This is a genomic window from Streptomyces sp. NPDC014006, from assembly GCF_043088925.1.
Lineage (GTDB): Bacteria > Actinomycetota > Actinomycetes > Streptomycetales > Streptomycetaceae > Streptomyces.
In genome coordinates, this window is sequence record NZ_JBICAJ010000001.1 from 1,323,919 (window position 1) to 1,341,880 (window position 17,962).

Consider the following 17,962-nt stretch of genomic DNA (forward strand, 5'->3'; position numbering starts at 1 on the left):
ACACGACCGGGCCGGGACCCCCCGTCCCACACGAGGAGGTCCCGGCCCGGTGGTCGGGTGCCCGGTCAGCTCACCGGACGGGAGTGAAGTCCCGCGCGCCGATGAACTCCGGCCGCCGGATCGGCGCCGCGAACGGCTCCACAGCCGTGTTCTCCACGCTGTTGAACACGATGAAGACGTTGCTGCGCGGGTACGGCGTGATGTTGTCGCCGGAGCCGTGCATGGCGTTGCAGTCGAACCAGGTCGCCGAGCCCGGCCTGCCGGTGAACAGCCGGATGCCGTGCTCGCTCGCGAGCGACGTGAGCGCCTCGTCGGACGGGGTGCCCGCGTCCTGCATCTGCAGCGACTTCTTGTAGTTGTCCTTCGGCGTCTCGCCGGCGCAGCCGAGGAACGTCTTGTGCGACCCCGGCATGATCATCAGACCGCCGTTGGTGTCGAAGTTCTCGGTCAGCGCGATCGACACGGACACGGTCCGCATCCGCGGCAGACCGTCCTCCGCGTGCCAGGTCTCGAAGTCGGAGTGCCAGTAGAAGCCGCTGGCGCCGAAGCCCGGCTTGACGTTGATCCGGGACTGGTGGACGTACACGTCCGAGCCGAGGATCTGCCGGGCGCGGCCGACGACCCGCTCGTCGCGCACCAGCTTCGCGAACACCTCGCTGATGCGGTGCACCTCGAAGACGGAGCGGATCTCCTTGGACTGCGGCTCCACGATGGACCGCTCGTCCTCGCGGATCACCGGGTCGCTGACCAGCCGGTCGAGTTCGCGCTTGTACTCGGCGACCTCGTCGGGGCGGATGAGCTGGTCGACGGCGATGAAACCGTCACGCTCGAAGGCGCCGAGGTCGGCCGGCTCGAAGGGGCCCGGGGCGTCCGGGGCGCCCCAGACGACCGGGTCCTGCCGGGGAACCGTCACTTCGGTGGTGCCGCGGGTGGGGTACAGGTCCGTGACGGTGGTCGGGGTCGTGGTGGCCGTCATGCGGTTCACACCTCCTCGGGTTCGGTGAGCAGCGGGTAGACGCCGTTCTCGTCGTGGTCCTCACGCCCGGTGACGGGCGGGTTGAACACGCAGATGCAGTGGAAGTCCTCCTTGACCTTGAGCGTGTGCCGCTCGTGGCCGTCCAGGAGGTACATGGTGCCGGGCGTGATCGTGTGGGTCTTCCCGGTCTCGTGGTCGGTCAGCTCCGCCTCGCCCCGGGTGCAGACCACGGCCTCGATGTGGTTGGCGTACCACATCGACGTCTCGGTCCCGGCGTAGAGGATCGTCTCGTGCAGCGAGAAGCCGACGCGCTCCTTGGCGAGCACGATGCGTTTGCTCTCCCAGGTGCCGGACGCGGCCTTCACATGGCGGTCGGTGCCTTCGATCTCCTTGAACGAACGGACGATCACGGTGTTGCGATGCCTCCTAGGTCGGGGTGTACGGGTGCGGGCGGGTGAGGGGAGTCTCAGGCGGTCTCGCGGACGGCGCGGGCCAGGGTCTTCAGACCCTCGTCCAGCTCGTCCGGGGTGATGGTCAGGGCCGGCAGCAGCTTGACGACCTCGGACTCGGGGCCGGAGGTCTCCACCAGCAGCCCCAGCTCGAAGGCGCGGTGCGCGATGCGTCCGGCGCGGGCCTTGTCGTGGAACTCCATGCCCCACACCAGGCCGCGGCCGCGGTACTCCTTGACGTCGGCGAGGTTCTCCTCGGTGATGGCGATCAGCCACTGCTCGACCTGCTCACCGCGGGTGCGGGTCTGCTTCTCCATGGCGGCGCCGTCGGCCCAGTACGTCTCCAGCGCGGCGGTGGCGGTGACGAACGCCGGGTTGTTGCCGCGGAAGGTGCCGTTGTGCTCGCCCGGCTCCCACACGTCCAGCTCGGGCTTGAACAGGCACAGTGACATGGGCAGGCCGTAGCCGCTGATGGACTTGGAGACGGTGACGATGTCCGGCGTGATGCCCGCCTCCTCGAAGGAGAAGAAGGCGCCGGTGCGGCCGCAGCCCATCTGGATGTCGTCGACGATGAGCAGCATGTCCTGCCGCTCGCACAGCTCCTTGAGCGCGCGCAGCCACTCCGGCCGGGCGACGTTGATGCCGCCCTCGCCCTGCACGGTCTCCACGATCACCGCTGCGGGCTTGTTCAGACCGGAGCCCTGGTCCTCCAGCAGCCGCTCGAACCACAGGAAGTCCGGGATGGTGCCGTCGAAGTAGTTGTCGAACGGCATCGGGGTGCCGTGCACCAGCGGGATGCCGGCGCCGGCCCGCTTGAAGGCGTTGCCGGTGACGGCGAGGGAGCCCAGCGACATGCCGTGGAAGGCGTTCGTGAACGACACGATCGCCTCGCGGCCCTTCACCTTGCGGGCCAGTTTCAGCGCCGCCTCCACGGCGTTGGTGCCCGTCGGCCCCGGGAACATGACCTTGTACGGCAGGTCACGGGGGCGCAGCACCAGGTCCTGGAACGTCTGCAGGAACGACCGCTTGGCCGTGGTCGACATGTCCAGGCCGTGCGTGACGCCGTCACGCATCAGGTAGTCGATCAGCGCCCGTTTCAGTACGGGGTTGTTGTGGCCGTAGTTCAGTGACCCGGCACCGGCGAAGAAGTCCAGGTACTGGTGGCCGTCCTCGTCGTACATGCGGCTGCCCTGCGCGCGGTCGAAGACGGTCGGCCAGCCGCGGCAGTAACTGCGTACCTCGGACTCGACGGTCTCGAAGACGCTCAGGTCGGGCTGGGTGATGGTCACGACGAATCGCTCCTCAGTGGGAAGTCAGGGTCAGCGGGCCGATGCGGTACAGCACTTCGGGGTCGTGCGGGCCGTCCGGGAACAGTCCGGCGTCGAACAGGACCTCCCGTTCGACCCGCGCGCCGTGCCGGGCGGCGAAGGAGGTGAACAGCCGCTCGGAGGCGGTGTTGCCCGGGGTGATCGTGGTCTCGACGTCGGTGATCCGGTGCTCGGCGGCGAGCCGGGCGGTCAGCCCGTCGAGCAGCGCGGCGGCGAGGCCCTTGCCGCGGTACGCGGCGTCGACGGCCACCTGCCAGACGAGCAGGGTGTGCGGCCGCTCGGGCCGTACGTACCCGGTGATGAAGCCGACCGGCTCGCCGTCCTCCCGGCGCACCACCGCGGAGGTCTCCGCGAAGTCGCGGCACCACAGCAGGTAGCTGTAGGAGGAGTTCAGATCGAGGGCCTCGGAGTCCCTGGCGATACGCCACAGGGCGGCTCCGTCGGCCACCGACGGGCGGTCTATGAGCAGGTCTGCTGGTGCGGCAGTCATGCGGATTGAATTTACCGAGTGAAATTGAAAAATGCATGGAGGGTGGGTCTTTCCTGCGCGCCCGTTCTGTGTTATCGCGCGGGCGCGGGCAGGTGGGCGATCTGCTGGAAGTTTGTCCGTATTAGTCCTGCAGAAAGGTGGTGAAACGGACGCGATGTGTAACGCGTCACAACCATGTAACCCGCGCGAGATCCGCCCGAATTCCCCCGCTCGGCGTTCGCGAAATCTCCGCGTTTAGGGTCGCGAGAAGCGGGCAGAAGAAGACGGGAAGCTACCCATGAGAATAGGGCTGAAATAAGGGAATGGAATTCCCGGAATAGATGTGTGCCGTTAATTCAGGCGCCGATCGTGCCGTCGATCCGCTCGCGCAGGATGTCCGCGTGGCCGTTGTGCCGGGCGTACTCCTCGATCATGTGGATGAGCACCCAGCGCAGGGAGACCTCGAGGCCGGTCATCGGCCCGTCCGCGATACGCCCGGTGGCCTCCAGCGAGCGCCCGGCGCACAGCTCCTGCCCGCGGGCCACCTCCCGGCGCCAGATGGCCAGCGCCTCGGCCAGCCCCCGGTCGGGGTCGAGGGCGTACCCGGTCTCCTCACCGAACACCGGTGGAACGTCGAGGCCCGCGAACACCCGCTGGAACCAGGTGCGCTCCACCTCGGCCAGGTGCTGCACCAGCCCGAGCAGCGTCATGGAGGACGGCTCGGCCGCCGCCAGCCGCACCTGCCCGTCGTCCAGCCCCGCGCACTTCAGCTCCAGCGTGGCCCGGTGAAAGGCGAGCCAGCTCTCCAGCATGGGCCGCTCCTCCCCGGTCAGCAGCGGCACGGGGCGACCGTCGGGCAGGGTCTGGTGCGCGTCGTTGGCCATGGCCCGAGGATGGCACGCCACCCCGCGGCCGGACCTTCGCCGACACGGCCGCGGCGGTGCCGCCGGACGGTCCTCCACCCCGGCCTCCGGCCCCGTGTCCGGCGTCCGGCTCGACGTCCGGCTCCAGCGTCTGACCCGGGTGTCGGGCTCCGGCCCCGGGCTCCAGCGTCGGCCTCGGGCTCCAGCTTCAGGCTCCGGTGTCCGGTCTCGGCGTCCGACCGGTGCCTTTGCCTTCGGCGTCCGGCCTCGGCGTCGGGCTCCAGCCTCGGCCTTGGGCCCTGCGGGGGAGCGGGGCGTGGGGCCTGCCGCGCCGCGCGAACCGGGGGGCGCCAGCCAGGGTCCGGCCAAGGCTGGGCCGCGGCGGGCTCCAGCCCTTGGCTCGCGCCCCAGCTTCGGGCTCCGGTCGCGGCCTCGGGCTCCGGCGCCAGGCTCCGGTCCCGGCCTCTGGCCCCGGTCCCGGCGCCAAGGCTCCGGCCTTTGGCACCGCGGGGGAGCGGGGCCCACACTGCGTGCGGCGCTGCGCGACCCCGGGGGCGCCAGCCGGCGTCTGGCCTCGGCCCCCGGCCCAGGCACCCGTCCTTGCCGTCCGGCCCGGCCGCCGGTCCGGGTGCCTGGCACCCGGCCTCGGCGTCCGACGCGGGTGTCTGGTCCCGGCGTCGTACCTCGGTGTCCGGTCCCGGCGTCCGGCTTCGGCGCCGGGCCACCCACGCCCGGCGCACCCCCGCCCGCGCGGCCGGCGCCAGGCGGGCAGCTCCCGGCGGGCAGCTCCCGGCGGGCAGCTCCCGGCGGTCAGCGCCAGGCTTCGTCCGCGGCTTGCAGTGCCGACGGCAGGTCGGCGTCCAGGTTCCTGCCGGCCAGGGCCGTCCCCAGTGCCGTCAGGCAGCCGCGTACCGTGCCCGGTGTCGCGTCCGGGCCGTAGTGGTTGACGCGGATCATCTCCGTGGCCAGCGCACCCCCGCCCGCGGCCAGCGGCAGCGCCGGGTCGCTCGCGAGGGCCAGCGCGACCAGTTCCGAGGCGTCCACGCCGGCCGGCGCCCGCAGGGTCGTGGCCACCGGCGCGGCCTCGGCCGCCCGGTCCACATACGGCTGAAGGCCGCCGCCCAGCGCCACCGCACCCGCGCGTGTGGCCGCCGCGGCACGCGCGTGCCGGGCCGTCACCGCCTCCAGGCCGTCCGCCTCGATGCGGTCGAGGCAGGCCTCGAGCGCCAGCATCTCCAGCTGCGCCGGCGCGTGCGGCAGCGCCCGGCGGCCGCCGTCGAGCCAGCGCTCCTTCCAGTCCAGCAGGGACAGGTACGACCGCAGCGGCGCCCCGGGGTTGGCCGCCATCCGCGCCCATGCCCGCTCGCTCACCGACACCGCCGACACCCCGGCCGGACCGCCCATCGCCTTCTGCGCGCCGATCACGCACAGGTCGACACCCCACGCGTCCACCAGCACCGGCTCGGCGCCGACGGAGGCCACCGCGTCCAGGTAGAACAGCGCGCCGTGCTCCCGCACCACCGGGCCGATCTCCGCGACCGGGTTGGTGTTGCCGGTCGCCGCCTCCGCGTGCACCAGCGAGACGAAGTCGATCTCCGGGCGCTCGGCGAAGGCCCGACGGATCTGCTCGGCGCTCACCGCCGTGCGGAACGGCACCGACAGATCGATCACCTTCGCCCCGCAGTCCCGCAGCCAGTCGCCGAAGGTCTGCCCGTACGGCCCCGTGATCACGTTCAGCGCGGTCGTGCCCGGCCCGGCGGTCGCACGGATCGCGCCCTCCAGCGGAAGCAGCGCCTCGCCCTGCATGATCAGCACGTCCTGCTCCGTGGAGAGCAGCCGCGCCACCCGGTCCTCGATGGAGGCGAAGCGGGCGGCGCTCAGCGGGGCGAGGTCCAGGAACGGGTGGGTCACGGGGGTGCTCTCTTCACTTCACGGGGTACGGCCATATCGAGGGTAACCGTCACCCCCCAGGCCCCCTCCGTCACGGCGTCTTGGGCGGGTTGGTCCCCCTTGCCCGGCGCGCCTTTCTAAGGTGAGACCGCCCCGTAACCATGGGTTTGATTTGAGAGGCCCAAACCTCTCCTTATAATCGGAACTCTCAGTTCCAACACAGGAGGCTCCCCCGTGAACACGCTCCCCGGGCGCCGGACCCGCGTTCTGGCCGCCACCACCGCGACGGCCGGGCTGATGCTCGTGGCCGCGTGCACCTCCACCGGCAACGGCGGCAGCGGCTCCAAGACCGCCGCCGGCGGGGTCGAGCTGGTCAAGGCGGGGCAGTTGACCACCTGCACCCACCTGCCGTACCCGCCCTTCCAGTCGGAGATCGACGGCAAGGTGCAGGGCTTCGACGTCTCCTTGATCGACCTGGTCGCCAAGGACCTCGGCGTGAAGCAGGAGATCCTCGACACGCCGTTCGAGAACTTCAAGACCGGTGCCTTCCTCAACGCCGGCAAGTGCGACCTGGCCGCGGCCGGCATGACCATCACCGCGGAACGCAAGAAGAACGTCGACTTCTCCGACCCCTACTTCGACGCCACCCAGGCCGTCCTGGTCGACAAGAACAGCGGCGTCAACTCCCTCGCCGACGTCAAGGCCAAGGGCGTCAAGCTCGGCGCCCAGGCGCAGACCACCGGCGAGGACTATGCCAAGAGCAAGGGCTTCGACCCGGTCTCCTTCGAGTCCTCCGACGCCGTCATCAACGGCCTGCGCACCGGCCAGGTCAAGGCCGTCATCATCGACTACCCCGTCGTCCAGGGCTGGCTGAAGGACAAGGCCAACGCGGACAAGTTCAAGGTCGTCGACAACCTGAAGACCGGTGAGCAGTACGGCTTCACCGTCAAGAAGGGCAACACCAAGCTGCGCGAGGCCATCAACAAGGCGATCGCGAAGGCCAAGTCCGACGGCACGTACAAGAAGCTGTACGAGCAGTGGATCGGCCCCTACGACGCCTCCGTCGCCTCGCCGTCCGCCTCATGACCGCGACGGACACCGAACTCCAGCCTCGCAAGAAGGGCCTGACCCGGCGTCAGAAGCGCAGCGTCTCGCGCGGTGTGCAGTACGCCGTCTTCGTCGCCGCCGTGATCGCGCTCGCGGTCACGGCGGACTGGGGGCGGCTGAAGAACCAGTTCGCGCAGGGCAGCATCGCGCGCCAGATGTTCCCGGACGTCATCACGCTCGCGCTGAAGAACACCGTGCTGTACACGGTGTCCGGCTTCGTCGTCGGACTCGCGCTCGGCATGGTGATCGCGCTGATGCGGCTGTCGTCCGTCGGCCCCTACCGCTGGCTGGCCGGCATCTACATCGAGATCTTCCGCGGCCTGCCCGCCCTGCTGATCTTCATCTTCATCGGTGTCGCCGTCCCGCTCGCCTTCCCCGGCACCGAGATCATCGGCGGTACCTACGGCAAGGTCGCCATCGCGCTCGGGCTGGTCGCCGCCGCCTACATGGCCGAGACGATCCGCGCCGGCATCCAGGCCGTGCCCAAGGGGCAGATGGAGGCCGCCCGTTCGCTGGGCTTCTCGCCCGCCCGTGCCATGATCTCCGTGATCATCCCGCAGGCGTTCCGGATCATCCTCCCGCCGTTGACCAACGAACTCGTCCTGCTCTTCAAGGACTCCTCCCTCGTCCTCTTCCTCGGCGTCACCCTGGAGGAGCGCGACCTGTCCAAGTACGGCCGCGACCTCGCCAGTACGACCGCCAACTCCACCCCGATCCTCGTGGCCGGCCTGTGTTACCTGCTGATCACGATCCCGCTCGGCTTCGTCGTGCGCCGCATGGAGGCCAAGGCCCAGGAGGCGGTCAAGTGAGCCGACCCGAGATCGAGATCAGGGACCTGCACAAGTCCTTCGGCGACAACGAGGTGCTGCGCGGGATCGACCTGGAGATCGGCCAGGGCGAGGTGGTCTGCGTCATCGGCCCCTCCGGCTCCGGCAAGTCCACGCTGCTGCGCTGCGTGAACCTCCTGGAGGAACCGGGCAAGGGCCAGGTCTTCGTCGGCGGCACCGAGGTCACCGACCCGGACGTCGACATCGACGCCGTACGCCGCCGTATCGGCATGGTGTTCCAGCAGTTCAACCTGTTCCCGCACCTGACGGTGACCGAGAACCTCACGCTGCCGCAGCGCCGGGTCCTCAAGCGGGACAAGGCGGCGGCCGCCAAGGTGGCCGCCGAGAACCTGGAGCGCGTCGGCCTGTCCGAGAAGGCGGACGCCTACCCGTCCTCCCTGTCCGGTGGCCAGCAGCAGCGCGTGGCCATCGCGCGGGCGCTCGCGATGGGCCCCGAGGTGATGCTGTTCGACGAGCCGACCTCCGCGCTCGACCCGGAGCTGGTCGGCGACGTCCTCGCCGTCATGCGCAGGCTGGCGCGCGAGGGCATGACCATGATGGTCGTCACCCATGAGATGACCTTCGCCCGCGAGGTCGCCGACCGGGTCGTCTTCATGGACGGCGGCGTCATCGTCGAGGACGGCAGCCCGGAGCAGGTCATCACCCACCCGCGCCACGAGCGCACCCGGCACTTCCTCTCCCGCCTCCTCGACCCGGCGATGGCCGAGGTGGAGGAGGAGACCTCCGACCAGGTGGGCAACGGCGAGTAGGGGCTCCCTGACGTGGTGAGCGCCGGCTTATTACAGTGCCGTGCATGAGCGATCGCGCGGTGCTGCACGTGAAGGGACGGGTCCTGGTCGGGCCCGACGACGTCCGGGACGAGTTGTGGGTGGTCGACGGGCGGATCTCCTACGACCGCCCGGCCGGCGCCCGTGACGTGCGCACGGTCGAGGGCTGGGTGCTGCCCGGTCTGGTCGACGCGCACTGCCACGTCGGCCTCGACGCACACGGCCCGGTGGAACCGGAGACGGCCGAGAAGCAGGCCCTCACCGACCGCGACGCGGGCGCCCTGCTGCTGCGGGACGCCGGCTCGCCGTCCGACACCCGCTGGATCGACGACCGCGACGACCTGCCGAAGATCATCCGCGCGGGCCGGCACATCGCCCGCACCCGCCGTTACATCCGCAACTACGCCTGGGAGATCGAACCGGACGACCTGGTCGCGTACGTCGCCCAGGAGGCCCGGCGCGGCGACGGCTGGGTCAAGCTCGTCGGCGACTGGATCGACCGCGACCTCGGCGACCTGTCCGCCTGCTGGCCCCGCGAGGCGGTCGAGGCGGCGATAGCCGAGGCCCACCGCCTCGGCGCCCGCGTCACCGCGCACTGCTTCGCCGAGGACTCCCTGCGCGACCTGGTGGAAGCCGGCATCGACTGCATCGAGCACGCCACGGGTCTGACGGAGGACACCATCCCGCTGTTCGCCGAGCGCGGGGTGGCGATCGTCCCGACGCTCGTCAACATCGCCACCTTCCCGCAGCTCGCGGCCGGCGGCGAGAGCAGGTTCCCGCGCTGGTCGGAACACATGCGCCGGTTGCACGAGCGGCGCTACGACACCGTGCGCGCCGCCTACGACGCCGGCATCCCGGTGTTCGTCGGCACCGACGCCGGCGGGTCCCTCCCGCACGGTCTGGTCGGCGCGGAGGTGGCCGAGCTGGTGACGGCCGGCATCCCGCCGATCGAGGCGCTGTCCGCGACGACCTGGGGCGCCCGCGCCTGGCTGGGCCGCCCCGCCCTCGACGAGGGCGCCCCGGCCGACCTCGTCGTCTACGACAGCGACCCGCGCGCGGACGTACGCGTGCTGGCCGCACCGCGCCGGGTCGTGGTGAACGGGACACCGGTGAGCTGAGCGGTCTCATGAGGCGCGGGATTCGAAGACGTGCGCGACGAACACCCTTTGGGGTGAAGTCCCCTCTCCGTGCCGACCGCCCCGCGTTCGAGCCGTAATCCTTGCGGGGTCCCGAAGCGTTCCTTCTCTGGGGGGCCCACCCTTGAACGGCAACACCTTCCGCATGCCCGCACGCCGCCGACGCCTGACCGCCGTCGCGGCCCTCGCCGCCGCACCCGTGGTCCTCGCGGGCGCCGGCCCGGCCCACGCGACCGGCGACCAGGGCCGGGCGAGCGCCGTGGTCCTGCGCACCGGCCTCGACGTGTCCTTGCTCGACAAGACCGTGAACGTCCCGCTCGCGGTCTCCCTCAACGAGGTCCAGGCGCCGCGCAGCGCGCAGAAGACCGCGCTGGCCGTCCGCCTCGACGGCGTGAACAACGGCAACCCGTTCAGCGTGCTCAGCGCCGAGGTGGCCACCGCGAAGGCGACGACGACCGCGCACAAGGCGGAGGCCGCCACCCGCCTCGCGCACGCCCGGCTGCACGTCCCCGGCCTGCCGCTGCTGTCGCTGATCGAGGTCGAGGACGTCACGGCCAAGGCGACCTGCGAGGCCGGGAAGGCTCCGGTGGCCACGTCGAACGTGCTGGGCGCGGTGACGGTCCTCGGCAAGCGGGTCACGCTGACGTCGGGCGGCACGACGGACGTGAAGGTGCCGGGCGTGGGCGAGGTCCGCCTGGACCTGTCCAAGAGCGAGACGACGTCCCGCACGGCGGCGGCGACGGCCCTGCAACTCAAGGTCTCCGTCAACCCGTTGAAACTCAACGTGGCGGAGGTCGAAGGCACCGTGACCCTGGCGAAGGCGACCTGCGAGGCGCCGAAGCCGGCCGCGCCCGCGCCGAAGCCGGCCGCCGCCGACCCGGCCCCGGACGTGAAACCGCAGGGCGCCCCCGCTCAGGCCGACCTCGCGGAGACCGGCGGCAACTCCCTGACGCCGTACATCGCGGCAGGCTCGGTCGCCCTGCTCGCGGCGGGCGCCGGAGCGGTCGCGCTGGCCCGCCGCCGGGGCTGATCCCTACGGCGCCGACGCCAGTGCCTGGAGGAAGCCGTCCGTCGTCGCCCGGTCCCGCACGGCCAGCCGGAGCCAGTCCTCCCCGAGCCCCGGGAAGGTGTCCCCGCGCCGGACGGCGTACCCCAGGGCGCGCAGGCGCCGGCGTACGGCGGCGGCCCCCGGCAGCCGGATGAGCACGAACGGCCCCTCGGCCGGGGTCACCACCCGCACGCCCAGGCGCCGCAGTCCGGCGACCAGGTGTGCGCGGTCCGCCGCGATCGCGTCCGCCGCCCGGGCCGCCTCCGCCAGTGCCGCGGGCTCCACGCAGGCCCGCGCCGCCGCCAGCGCCGGCGTGGACACCGGCCACAGCGGCTGGGCCCGCTCCAGTTCGGCGATCACCTCGGGGGAGGCGAGGACGTACCCGATGCGCAGCCCGGCCAGGCCCCAGGTCTTGGTCAGGCTGCGCAGCACCACCAGGCCGGGCACGTCCGTCCGCCCGGCCAGCGCCTCCCGCTCACCCGGCACCGCGTCCATGAAGGCCTCGTCCACCACCAGCGTCCGCCCCGGGCGGGCCAGCGAGGCGATCGACGCGGCCGGGTGCAGCACCGACGTGGGGTTGGTCGGGTTGCCCACCACCACCAGGTCCGCGTCCTCGGGGACCAGCGCCGGATCCAGGCGGAAGCCGTCTCCCTCCCGCAGCAGCACCCGGTCCACGCTGTGGCCCGCGTCCCGCAGCGCTGCCTCGGGTTCCGTGAACTGCGGATGCACGACGACCGGCCGGCGCACCTTCAGCGCCCGCGCCAGCAGCACGAACGCCTCCGCCGCCCCGGCCGTCAGCAGCACCCGCTCGGCCGGCAGCCCGTGCCGCGCCGCGACCGCCGCCCGCGCCGCCCGTCCGTCCGGGTAGGCGGCGAGCGAGGACAGCGAGTCCGTGATCCGCTCCCGCAGCCAGGCCGGCGGCGTGTCCGCGCGCACGTTCACCGCGAGGTCGACCAGCGCCGCCCCGTCGTCGCGCACCTCGGCGTCACCGTGGTGACGGAGGTCGTGCCCGTCAGTGCGCATGGGAGTGCGTGTGCCCTCCGTGCCCGTGTCCGTGGTGATGGTGCCCGTCGTCGTCCGGGTGGAAGTGCGGCTGTTGCGGCAGCCCCACCTTGTCCTCGAAGCCCGGCAGCGCGATTCGGTACACGCACGAGTCGCAGTTCATCCGCAGATCGCCCTTGACGGCCTCCTCGTACCGCTCCATCACCAGGTCCAGCAGCTCCGGCTCCGGCCCGATGACGTCCGCCGAGCGGACGTCCAGCTCGGGGTGCGCCGCCGCCCACTCCCCGGTCTGCCTGCGCACCCGGTCCGGCAGGATGCCGGTGAACAGGAAGTACGGCAGGACCACGATCCGCCGCGCGCCGAGCTTCGCGCACCGCTCGAGCCCGCTCGGCACGTCCGGCGCCGCCAGCGACACGAACGCCGTCTCCACACCGGCGTATCCGCGCCCCTCCCACAGCAGCCGCGCCGCCTTGTGCACCTCGGCGTTGGCGTCCGGGTCGGTCGAGCCGCGCCCGACCAGCAGCACCGTCACCTCGGAGCGGTCGACGCCGTCCAGAACCTCGTCCAGGCGCCGCTCCAGGACGTTCAGCAGCGACGGGTGCGGGCCCAGCGGACGGCCGTAGGTGTAGGTGATGCCGGGGTGCCGCTCCTTCTCGCGGGCCAGCGCCGCCGGGATGTCGCCCTTGGCGTGCCCGGCGGACACCAGCATCAGCGGGACGGCGGCGAAGCGGCGCACCCCGCGTTCCACCAGCTCGGTCACGGCCTCGCCCAGCGGCGGCGGGGACAGTTCGATGAAGCCGCCCGCGACGGGCAGCTCGGGGTGGCGGAGCCCCAGCTCGCGGACGAAGTCGCGGAACGCCTCGGCTCCGGCGTCGTCCCGGGTGCCGTGGCCGGCGATCAGCAGGGCGGGCGGGGTGGTCACGCGGTCTCCTCAGATGAAAGGGGGTGGTACAGCAGGGCGTTCAAGGCGGCGGAGGCGACCGCCGACCCGCCCTTCTCGGACACGTTGCTCACGGCGGGCAGCCCGCTCTCGCGCAGCGCGGCCTTGGACTCGACGGCCCCGACGAAACCGACGGGCAGGCCGATGACGAGCGCCGGGGCGGCGTCCAGCGTCAGCAGCTCCTCCAGCGCGGTCGGCGCGTTGCCGATCACCCAGAGGGCGCCGGGCCCGACCTGCTCGTAGGCGAGCCGGATGCCGTGCGCGGACCGGGTCAGTCCGGGACCGGCCGTGGCGTCCTTGAGCCGGCACACGGTCTCGCGGCGGGTGATGCCGGCCCCGACCATCTCGACGTCGACGACGACCGGCGCCCCGGCGTGCAGCGCGGCGTGCGCCGTGACCAGGTCGTCCTCGTCCATGACGAGGTCGCTCGCGTACTCCAGGTCGGCGGCGGAGTGGATGACCCGCTCCACCACGGCCCGGGTCAGCGGCGGGAAGTGCGAGGTGTCCAGCCGGGCGCGCAGCCGCCGGTAGGACTCCTCCTCGATGGGATGGACCACACGGTTCACCGGGCCTCCTCCTGGGTGGTCTGCCAGCGGTAGCCGCGCGGGGTCACCATGCGCCCCGCGATGTTCCGGGTCGCGGTGTTGCCCACGGTCACGACCGTCATCATGTCGACCGTCGCCGGGTCGAGGTCGCCCAGCGCCGTGACGCGGCTGGACTCGTCCGGCCGGGAGGCGTTGCGTACGACACCGACGGGCGTCGTCGGCTCCCGGTGCCCGGCGAGGATCGCGAGCGCCTTGGGCAGCTGCCAGTCGCGGCCCCGGGAGCGCGGGTTGTAGAAGGTGACCACGAGGTCCGCCTCGGCCGCGGCCCGCACCCGCCGCTCGATGACCTCCCACGGCGTGTGCAGGTCCGACAGGGAGATCGAGACATGGTCGTGGCCCAGCGGCGCGCCCAGGATCGCCCCGGCCGCGAGCGCCGCGGTCACGCCCGGCACCCCGATCACGTCGATGTCGTCGGACGCCTCCGCCAGCGCCGGCGAGGCCATCGCGTACACGCCGGCGTCACCGCTGCCGATCAGCGCCACGGCCTGCCCGCGCCGGGCCTCCGCGACGGCGGTACGGGCCCGCTCCTCCTCGGCGCCGAGCCCGGACTCCAGGATGCGGGTGCCGGGGCGCAGCAGGTCGCGGATCTGGTCGACGTACTGGTCGAGACCCACCAGGACGGAGGCGCGGCGCAGTTCGTCCTTGGCGCGCGGGGTGAGCAGGTCACGGGCGCCCGGCCCGAGGCCGACCACCGCGAGCCGCCCGCGGCCCGGACGCCGTACGACGGCGCAGGTGGCCATGGCGGGGGAGCTGTCCGCGCGCTCCGACTTCCGCTTGGGGACGAGGAGTTCACCGCCCCGCGCGAGCGCTGCGGCCTCGGCGACGGACGGTGTGCCGACGGCGGCGAGCGGCGCGTCGGACGGATTCGGTACCTCGACCGCGGCCAACTCCTCGGCCGGGTACGTCACCAGCGGCACCCCGAGCCGCTCGGCGGCCTCGACCAGGCCGGGCTCACCGGCCTTGGCGTCCACGGTGGCCAGCTCGGCGAGCGACCGCACGCACAGCCCCGCCTCGGCCAGCGCGGCCTCGACCAGCGCCAGCAGCTCGTCCACCGGGGCGCCCTTGGACGCCCCCACACCGGCCACCAGCGTCGGCGGGCGCAACAGCACCTCGCGCTCCCCGGCGGCCACCGCGCGGTCGCTGACGCGGATCGTGTACGCGCCCCGCTCGGCCACCGGCAGCGGCGGCAGCGGCCACGCCACCTCCGCCTCCAACGCCACCGGCTCCCCGTCCAGCAGCGCCCGCGACACGGCCGCGACGGCGCCCTCGACGGGCAGGCCCAAGGTGTCCAGGCCGGCCAGCCCGACGGCGTCCGTCGCCGTCGTCACCACCGGCACCGCGCCCAGCACCTCGGCCACCTCGGCGGCCAGCTCGTTGGCGCCGCCGCCGTGCCCGCCGAGCACCGGCACGGCGAACCGGCCGCCCTCGTCGACGCACACCACACCGGGGTCGGTCGCCTTGTCGCCCAACAGCGGCGCGACCAGCCGGACCACCGCGCCGGTCGCCAGGAAGCACACCAGCTGCTCGCACTCCGCGAACGCCCGCCGCACGGCGTCCGCGACAGCGCCGTCGTACACGCGGGTGCGGTCCGGCCACGCCGCGGCCAGCCGGTCGCGCGCCGCCGCCCCCGCCGCGGTGGCGGAAATGAGGCCGATCACTGGGCAACTCCTTCATCAGCAGATGCCGGGGGCCGCTCGCCCCACAGCAGGAAAACGGGATTGGCCGCCGCGAGCCGGGTCACGTCCCCGGGCAGCGGCGCGAGCCGCGACGACTGCAGCAGCACGCCGTCCACGTCGAACCCGGCGTCCGCCAGCGCGGCACGCGCCGCCGGCACCCGGTCGAGGGCGGCCAGCGCGATCACCACGGTCCGCCGGGCACGCCGCGCGCAGGCCGTGACGACGGCGGGCAGCTCCCGCCCGCCACCGCCGACGAACACCGCGTCGGGCTCGTCCAGACCGGCCAGCACGGTCGGCGCCGCCCCGTGCACCACGTGCACGTCGACACCGTGCGCGGCCGCGTTGGCGCGGATCCGCTGCACACCGTCCACGGTCTTCTCCACCGCGGTGACGGCGGCCCCGAGCCGCGCGCACTCCACGGCCACCGAACCGGAACCGGCGCCGACGTCCCACACCAGGTCGCCGGGGCGCGGCCCGAGCCGGGCCAGTGCCAGCGCCCGCACCTCGAACTTGGTGATCATCGAGTCGCGGTGGGCGAACGCGTCCTCCGCGAGCGCCCATCCGGCGGGCCCCGGACCGCGCCCGGCCAGCGTCCGGACAGGGCCGAGCGCCCGCCGCTCGTCCAGGCTGACCACGACACTGACCGCCGTACCCCAGTCGCGGGCCGCGGCCTCGGCGGGCGTCACCCGCTCCAGCCGTTCCCGAGGGGAGCCCAGCGCCGTCGCCACGACGAGGGTCCGGTCGTACGACCGCAGCGCGGCACCGATCTCGGCGGGGCCCGCGCCGGGACCGGTCAGCACCGCCACCTTCGGCTGCGCCCGGCACACGTTCACGGCGGTGCGCAGATCACGGCCGTGGGCGCTGACGACGACGGCGTCGTCCCAGGGCAGCCCGAGCCGCGCGAACGCGGCCGCCACGGACGACACCCCGGGCCGCACATCGAGCCGGTCCGCGCCGAACCGTTCGGCCAGCATCCGCACGATCCCGAAGAAACCCGGGTCGCCCGAGGCCAGCACGACCACCCGCCGCTCCTTGCGGACGTACTCCTCGATCGCGTCCAGCGCCGGAGTCAGTGGTCCGAGCACGATCCGCTCCGCCGTCTCCGGCACGGCGGCCGCGTCCAGATGCCGCCGCCCGCCCACGACCAGCTCCGCGCCCGCGAGGACGTCCGCGCCGACGGGCTCACCCGTCCCCGCGCCCACGACGGTGATCACGTGCCGGCACCCCGCTCGCGCAGCGCCCTGCGGGCCTCGGGGTCCGCCTTGCGGAAACCGTGGAAATGGCCCGGGTGGTACAGGTGCGAACGCGTGCCATGCGCGTCGAGCGCCGGGCCGACCAGGAAGAGGGTGTGCTTCCAGAGCTTGTGCTCCTTGACGGTCTCCTCCAGCGTGCCGATCGTGCACGTCACGATCAGCTCCTCCGGCCAGGTCGCCTGGTACGCCACGACGACCGGAGTGTCCGTCGGGTAGCCGCCCTCCAGCAGCTCCCGCACCAGCTGCCCGCTGCGCGCCGCCGACAGGAACACCGCCATGGTGGTGCCGTGCTTGGCGAACTCGCGGACCTCCTCACCGGGCGGCATCGGCGTCTTGCCGCCGCCCAGCCGGGTCAGCACCACCGACTGCGCCACCTCGGGGATCGTCAGCTCCCGCTGCGCCAGCGCGGCCACCGCCGAGAACGACGACACGCCCGGCACGACCTCGGTGGCGATGCCGATCTCCCGGCAGCGGTCCAGCTGCTCCTGCGTGCCCCCCCACAGGGCCGGGTCGCCGGAGTGGATCCGGGCCACCTTCAGTCCCTCGTCGAACGCACGTCGGTACACGGCGACGACGTCCTCCAGGGACATGGTCGCCGAGTCCAGGATCTCGGCGTCCTCGCGGGCGTGTTCGAGGACCTCCGCCTGGACCAGGCTCGCCGCCCAGATCACGACATCGGCCTCGGCGATGGCGCGCGCGGCACGGAACGTCAGCAGATCGGCGGCGCCGGGGCCGGCACCGACGAAGGTCACCTTGCCGGTGGGGGCATCGGCCATGGGAATCGGTCCTCTCCTACAGATCGGTATGTCAGTGCGTCAGGGGCTGTCGGACGTGCGCGCACGCCCGTGCATCGGATAGCAAGGGCCTATGGCGGTCTTCGTGGCGATCGGGGCGTTCCTGATGACGCTCGCCGGCGGCTGGACGGCACAGCGTGTGACCGACCGCCGCCACCTGGTGCTGGGCCTGGCGGGCGGGCTGATGCTCGGCGTGGTCGGCCTGGACCTGCTGCCGGAGGCCCTCAAGGCGGCCGGCACCGAGGTCCACGGCGTCCCCGCGGCCCTGCTGCTGTTCGTGGCCGGCTTCCTGCTGGCCCATCTGGTGGAACGCCTGCTGGCGGCCCGCCGCGCCTCCCACGGAGGGGACGAACACAACCACCGGGCGCCGGAGGTGGGCCTGACGGCCGCCGCGGCGATGGTGGGCCACAGCCTCATGGACGGCGTGGCGATCGGCGCGTCCTTCCAGGTGGGCGGCTCCATGGGCACGGGCGTCGCGCTGGCCGTCATCGCCCACGACTTCGCGGACGGCTTCAACACGTTCACCCTGACCAGCCTGTACGGCAACGCCCGCCGCAAGGCCTACGCGATGCTGTTCGCGGATGCCCTCGCACCGGTCGCCGGAGCCGCCGCATCCGCGTACCTCGCCATCCCGGAGGGCGTCCTCGGCGGCTATCTCGGCCTGTTCGGCGGGGTCCTGCTCTATCTCGCCGCCGCCGAGATCCTGCCCGAGGCCCACCACGAACACCCCGCCCGCTCCACCGTGCTGTGCACGGTCGCGGGGGCGGCGTTCATCTGGCTGGTCGTGGGCATGATGGGCTGACGGCCTGCG

The 17,962-nt window shown here is 72.7% G+C and carries 18 protein-coding genes; 6 read left to right on the forward strand and 12 right to left on the reverse strand.

Annotated features, from left to right (window positions below; translation table 11 throughout):
• Window positions 1–70 precede the first annotated feature (70 nt).
• The 6 genes from thpD to ACF1GV_RS06080 form a co-directional block, all read right to left on the reverse strand.
• On the reverse strand, window positions 71–976 hold the full coding sequence (thpD, locus tag ACF1GV_RS06055; protein WP_391678281.1) for an ectoine hydroxylase: 906 nt from the start codon (window positions 974–976) through the stop codon (window positions 71–73).
• 5 nt (window positions 977–981) lie between these two features.
• Complete coding sequence (locus tag ACF1GV_RS06060; RefSeq protein WP_361636407.1) at window positions 982–1,386, reverse strand: ectoine synthase; 405 nt, start codon at window positions 1,384–1,386, stop codon at window positions 982–984.
• A gap of 56 nt (window positions 1,387–1,442) precedes the next feature.
• Window positions 1,443–2,714, reverse strand: coding sequence for a diaminobutyrate--2-oxoglutarate transaminase (gene ectB / locus ACF1GV_RS06065; protein WP_363267745.1), 1,272 nt, complete (start codon window positions 2,712–2,714; stop codon window positions 1,443–1,445).
• A gap of 13 nt (window positions 2,715–2,727) precedes the next feature.
• Window positions 2,728–3,243 (reverse strand): diaminobutyrate acetyltransferase, encoded by a 516-nt coding sequence (gene ectA, locus ACF1GV_RS06070; RefSeq protein ID WP_363267744.1) that lies wholly within the window; start codon window positions 3,241–3,243, stop codon window positions 2,728–2,730.
• Between the two features lie 335 nt (window positions 3,244–3,578).
• Entirely contained in the window at window positions 3,579–4,106 is a 528-nt protein-coding gene (locus tag ACF1GV_RS06075; RefSeq protein WP_391678284.1) for a DinB family protein, read from the reverse strand.
• A 789-nt stretch (window positions 4,107–4,895) separates the two neighbouring features.
• Entirely contained in the window at window positions 4,896–5,996 is a 1,101-nt protein-coding gene (locus tag ACF1GV_RS06080) for a pyridoxal-phosphate-dependent aminotransferase family protein (protein WP_391678285.1), read from the reverse strand.
• A 213-nt stretch (window positions 5,997–6,209) separates the two neighbouring features.
• On the opposite strand from ACF1GV_RS06080, the gene ACF1GV_RS06085 reads away from it, so the two are divergent.
• The 5 genes from ACF1GV_RS06085 (at window position 6,210) to ACF1GV_RS06105 (ending at window position 10,863) form a co-directional block, all read left to right on the forward strand.
• A complete protein-coding gene (locus ACF1GV_RS06085) occupies window positions 6,210–7,061 on the forward strand; it encodes an ABC transporter substrate-binding protein (RefSeq protein WP_391678287.1) in 852 nt (283 codons plus the stop codon).
• Window positions 7,058–7,891, forward strand: coding sequence for an amino acid ABC transporter permease (locus ACF1GV_RS06090; protein WP_391678288.1), 834 nt, complete (start codon window positions 7,058–7,060; stop codon window positions 7,889–7,891). The genes ACF1GV_RS06085 and ACF1GV_RS06090 overlap by 4 nt, the downstream gene beginning before the upstream one ends.
• Window positions 7,888–8,679: an amino acid ABC transporter ATP-binding protein gene (locus ACF1GV_RS06095; RefSeq protein ID WP_363267738.1), complete on the forward strand. Its 792-nt coding sequence runs from the start codon at window positions 7,888–7,890 to the stop codon at window positions 8,677–8,679. Before ACF1GV_RS06090 ends, ACF1GV_RS06095 begins: the two co-directional genes overlap by 4 nt.
• Window positions 8,680–8,723: 44 nt before the next feature.
• Entirely contained in the window at window positions 8,724–9,815 is a 1,092-nt protein-coding gene (locus tag ACF1GV_RS06100; protein ID WP_391678290.1) for an amidohydrolase family protein, read from the forward strand.
• A 142-nt stretch (window positions 9,816–9,957) separates the two neighbouring features.
• Window positions 9,958–10,863, forward strand: a complete 906-nt coding sequence (locus ACF1GV_RS06105) for an SCO1860 family LAETG-anchored protein (protein ID WP_391678291.1) — start codon at window positions 9,958–9,960, stop codon at window positions 10,861–10,863.
• A gap of 3 nt (window positions 10,864–10,866) precedes the next feature.
• On the opposite strand, the gene cobC is transcribed toward ACF1GV_RS06105, so the two are convergent.
• The 6 genes from cobC to cobM are packed head-to-tail and all read right to left on the reverse strand — an operon-like array spanning window position 10,867 to window position 17,133.
• Window positions 10,867–11,904 (reverse strand): Rv2231c family pyridoxal phosphate-dependent protein CobC, encoded by a 1,038-nt coding sequence (gene cobC, locus ACF1GV_RS06110; protein WP_391678294.1) that lies wholly within the window; start codon window positions 11,902–11,904, stop codon window positions 10,867–10,869.
• Window positions 11,894–12,805, reverse strand: a complete 912-nt coding sequence (locus tag ACF1GV_RS06115) for a sirohydrochlorin chelatase (protein ID WP_391678295.1) — start codon at window positions 12,803–12,805, stop codon at window positions 11,894–11,896. Before ACF1GV_RS06115 ends, cobC begins: the two co-directional genes overlap by 11 nt.
• Complete coding sequence (locus ACF1GV_RS06120) at window positions 12,802–13,389, reverse strand: precorrin-8X methylmutase (RefSeq protein WP_391678298.1); 588 nt, start codon at window positions 13,387–13,389, stop codon at window positions 12,802–12,804. Before ACF1GV_RS06120 ends, ACF1GV_RS06115 begins: the two co-directional genes overlap by 4 nt.
• Entirely contained in the window at window positions 13,386–15,086 is a 1,701-nt protein-coding gene (cobJ, locus tag ACF1GV_RS06125; RefSeq protein ID WP_391678300.1) for a precorrin-3B C(17)-methyltransferase, read from the reverse strand. The genes ACF1GV_RS06120 and cobJ overlap by 4 nt, the downstream gene beginning before the upstream one ends.
• A complete protein-coding gene (gene cbiE, locus ACF1GV_RS06130) occupies window positions 15,083–16,318 on the reverse strand; it encodes a precorrin-6y C5,15-methyltransferase (decarboxylating) subunit CbiE (RefSeq protein WP_391678301.1) in 1,236 nt (411 codons plus the stop codon). Before cbiE ends, cobJ begins: the two co-directional genes overlap by 4 nt.
• Window positions 16,315–17,133, reverse strand: coding sequence for a precorrin-4 C(11)-methyltransferase (gene cobM, locus ACF1GV_RS06135; RefSeq protein ID WP_391678303.1), 819 nt, complete (start codon window positions 17,131–17,133; stop codon window positions 16,315–16,317). The genes cbiE and cobM overlap by 4 nt, the downstream gene beginning before the upstream one ends.
• A gap of 91 nt (window positions 17,134–17,224) precedes the next feature.
• Between cobM and ACF1GV_RS06140 the strand changes: the two genes are divergently transcribed.
• Window positions 17,225–17,953 carry a ZIP family metal transporter gene (locus ACF1GV_RS06140; RefSeq protein ID WP_391678304.1) on the forward strand — a complete coding sequence of 243 codons (729 nt, stop codon included), beginning with the start codon at window positions 17,225–17,227 and terminating at the stop codon, window positions 17,951–17,953.
• Window positions 17,954–17,962 lie beyond the last annotated feature (9 nt).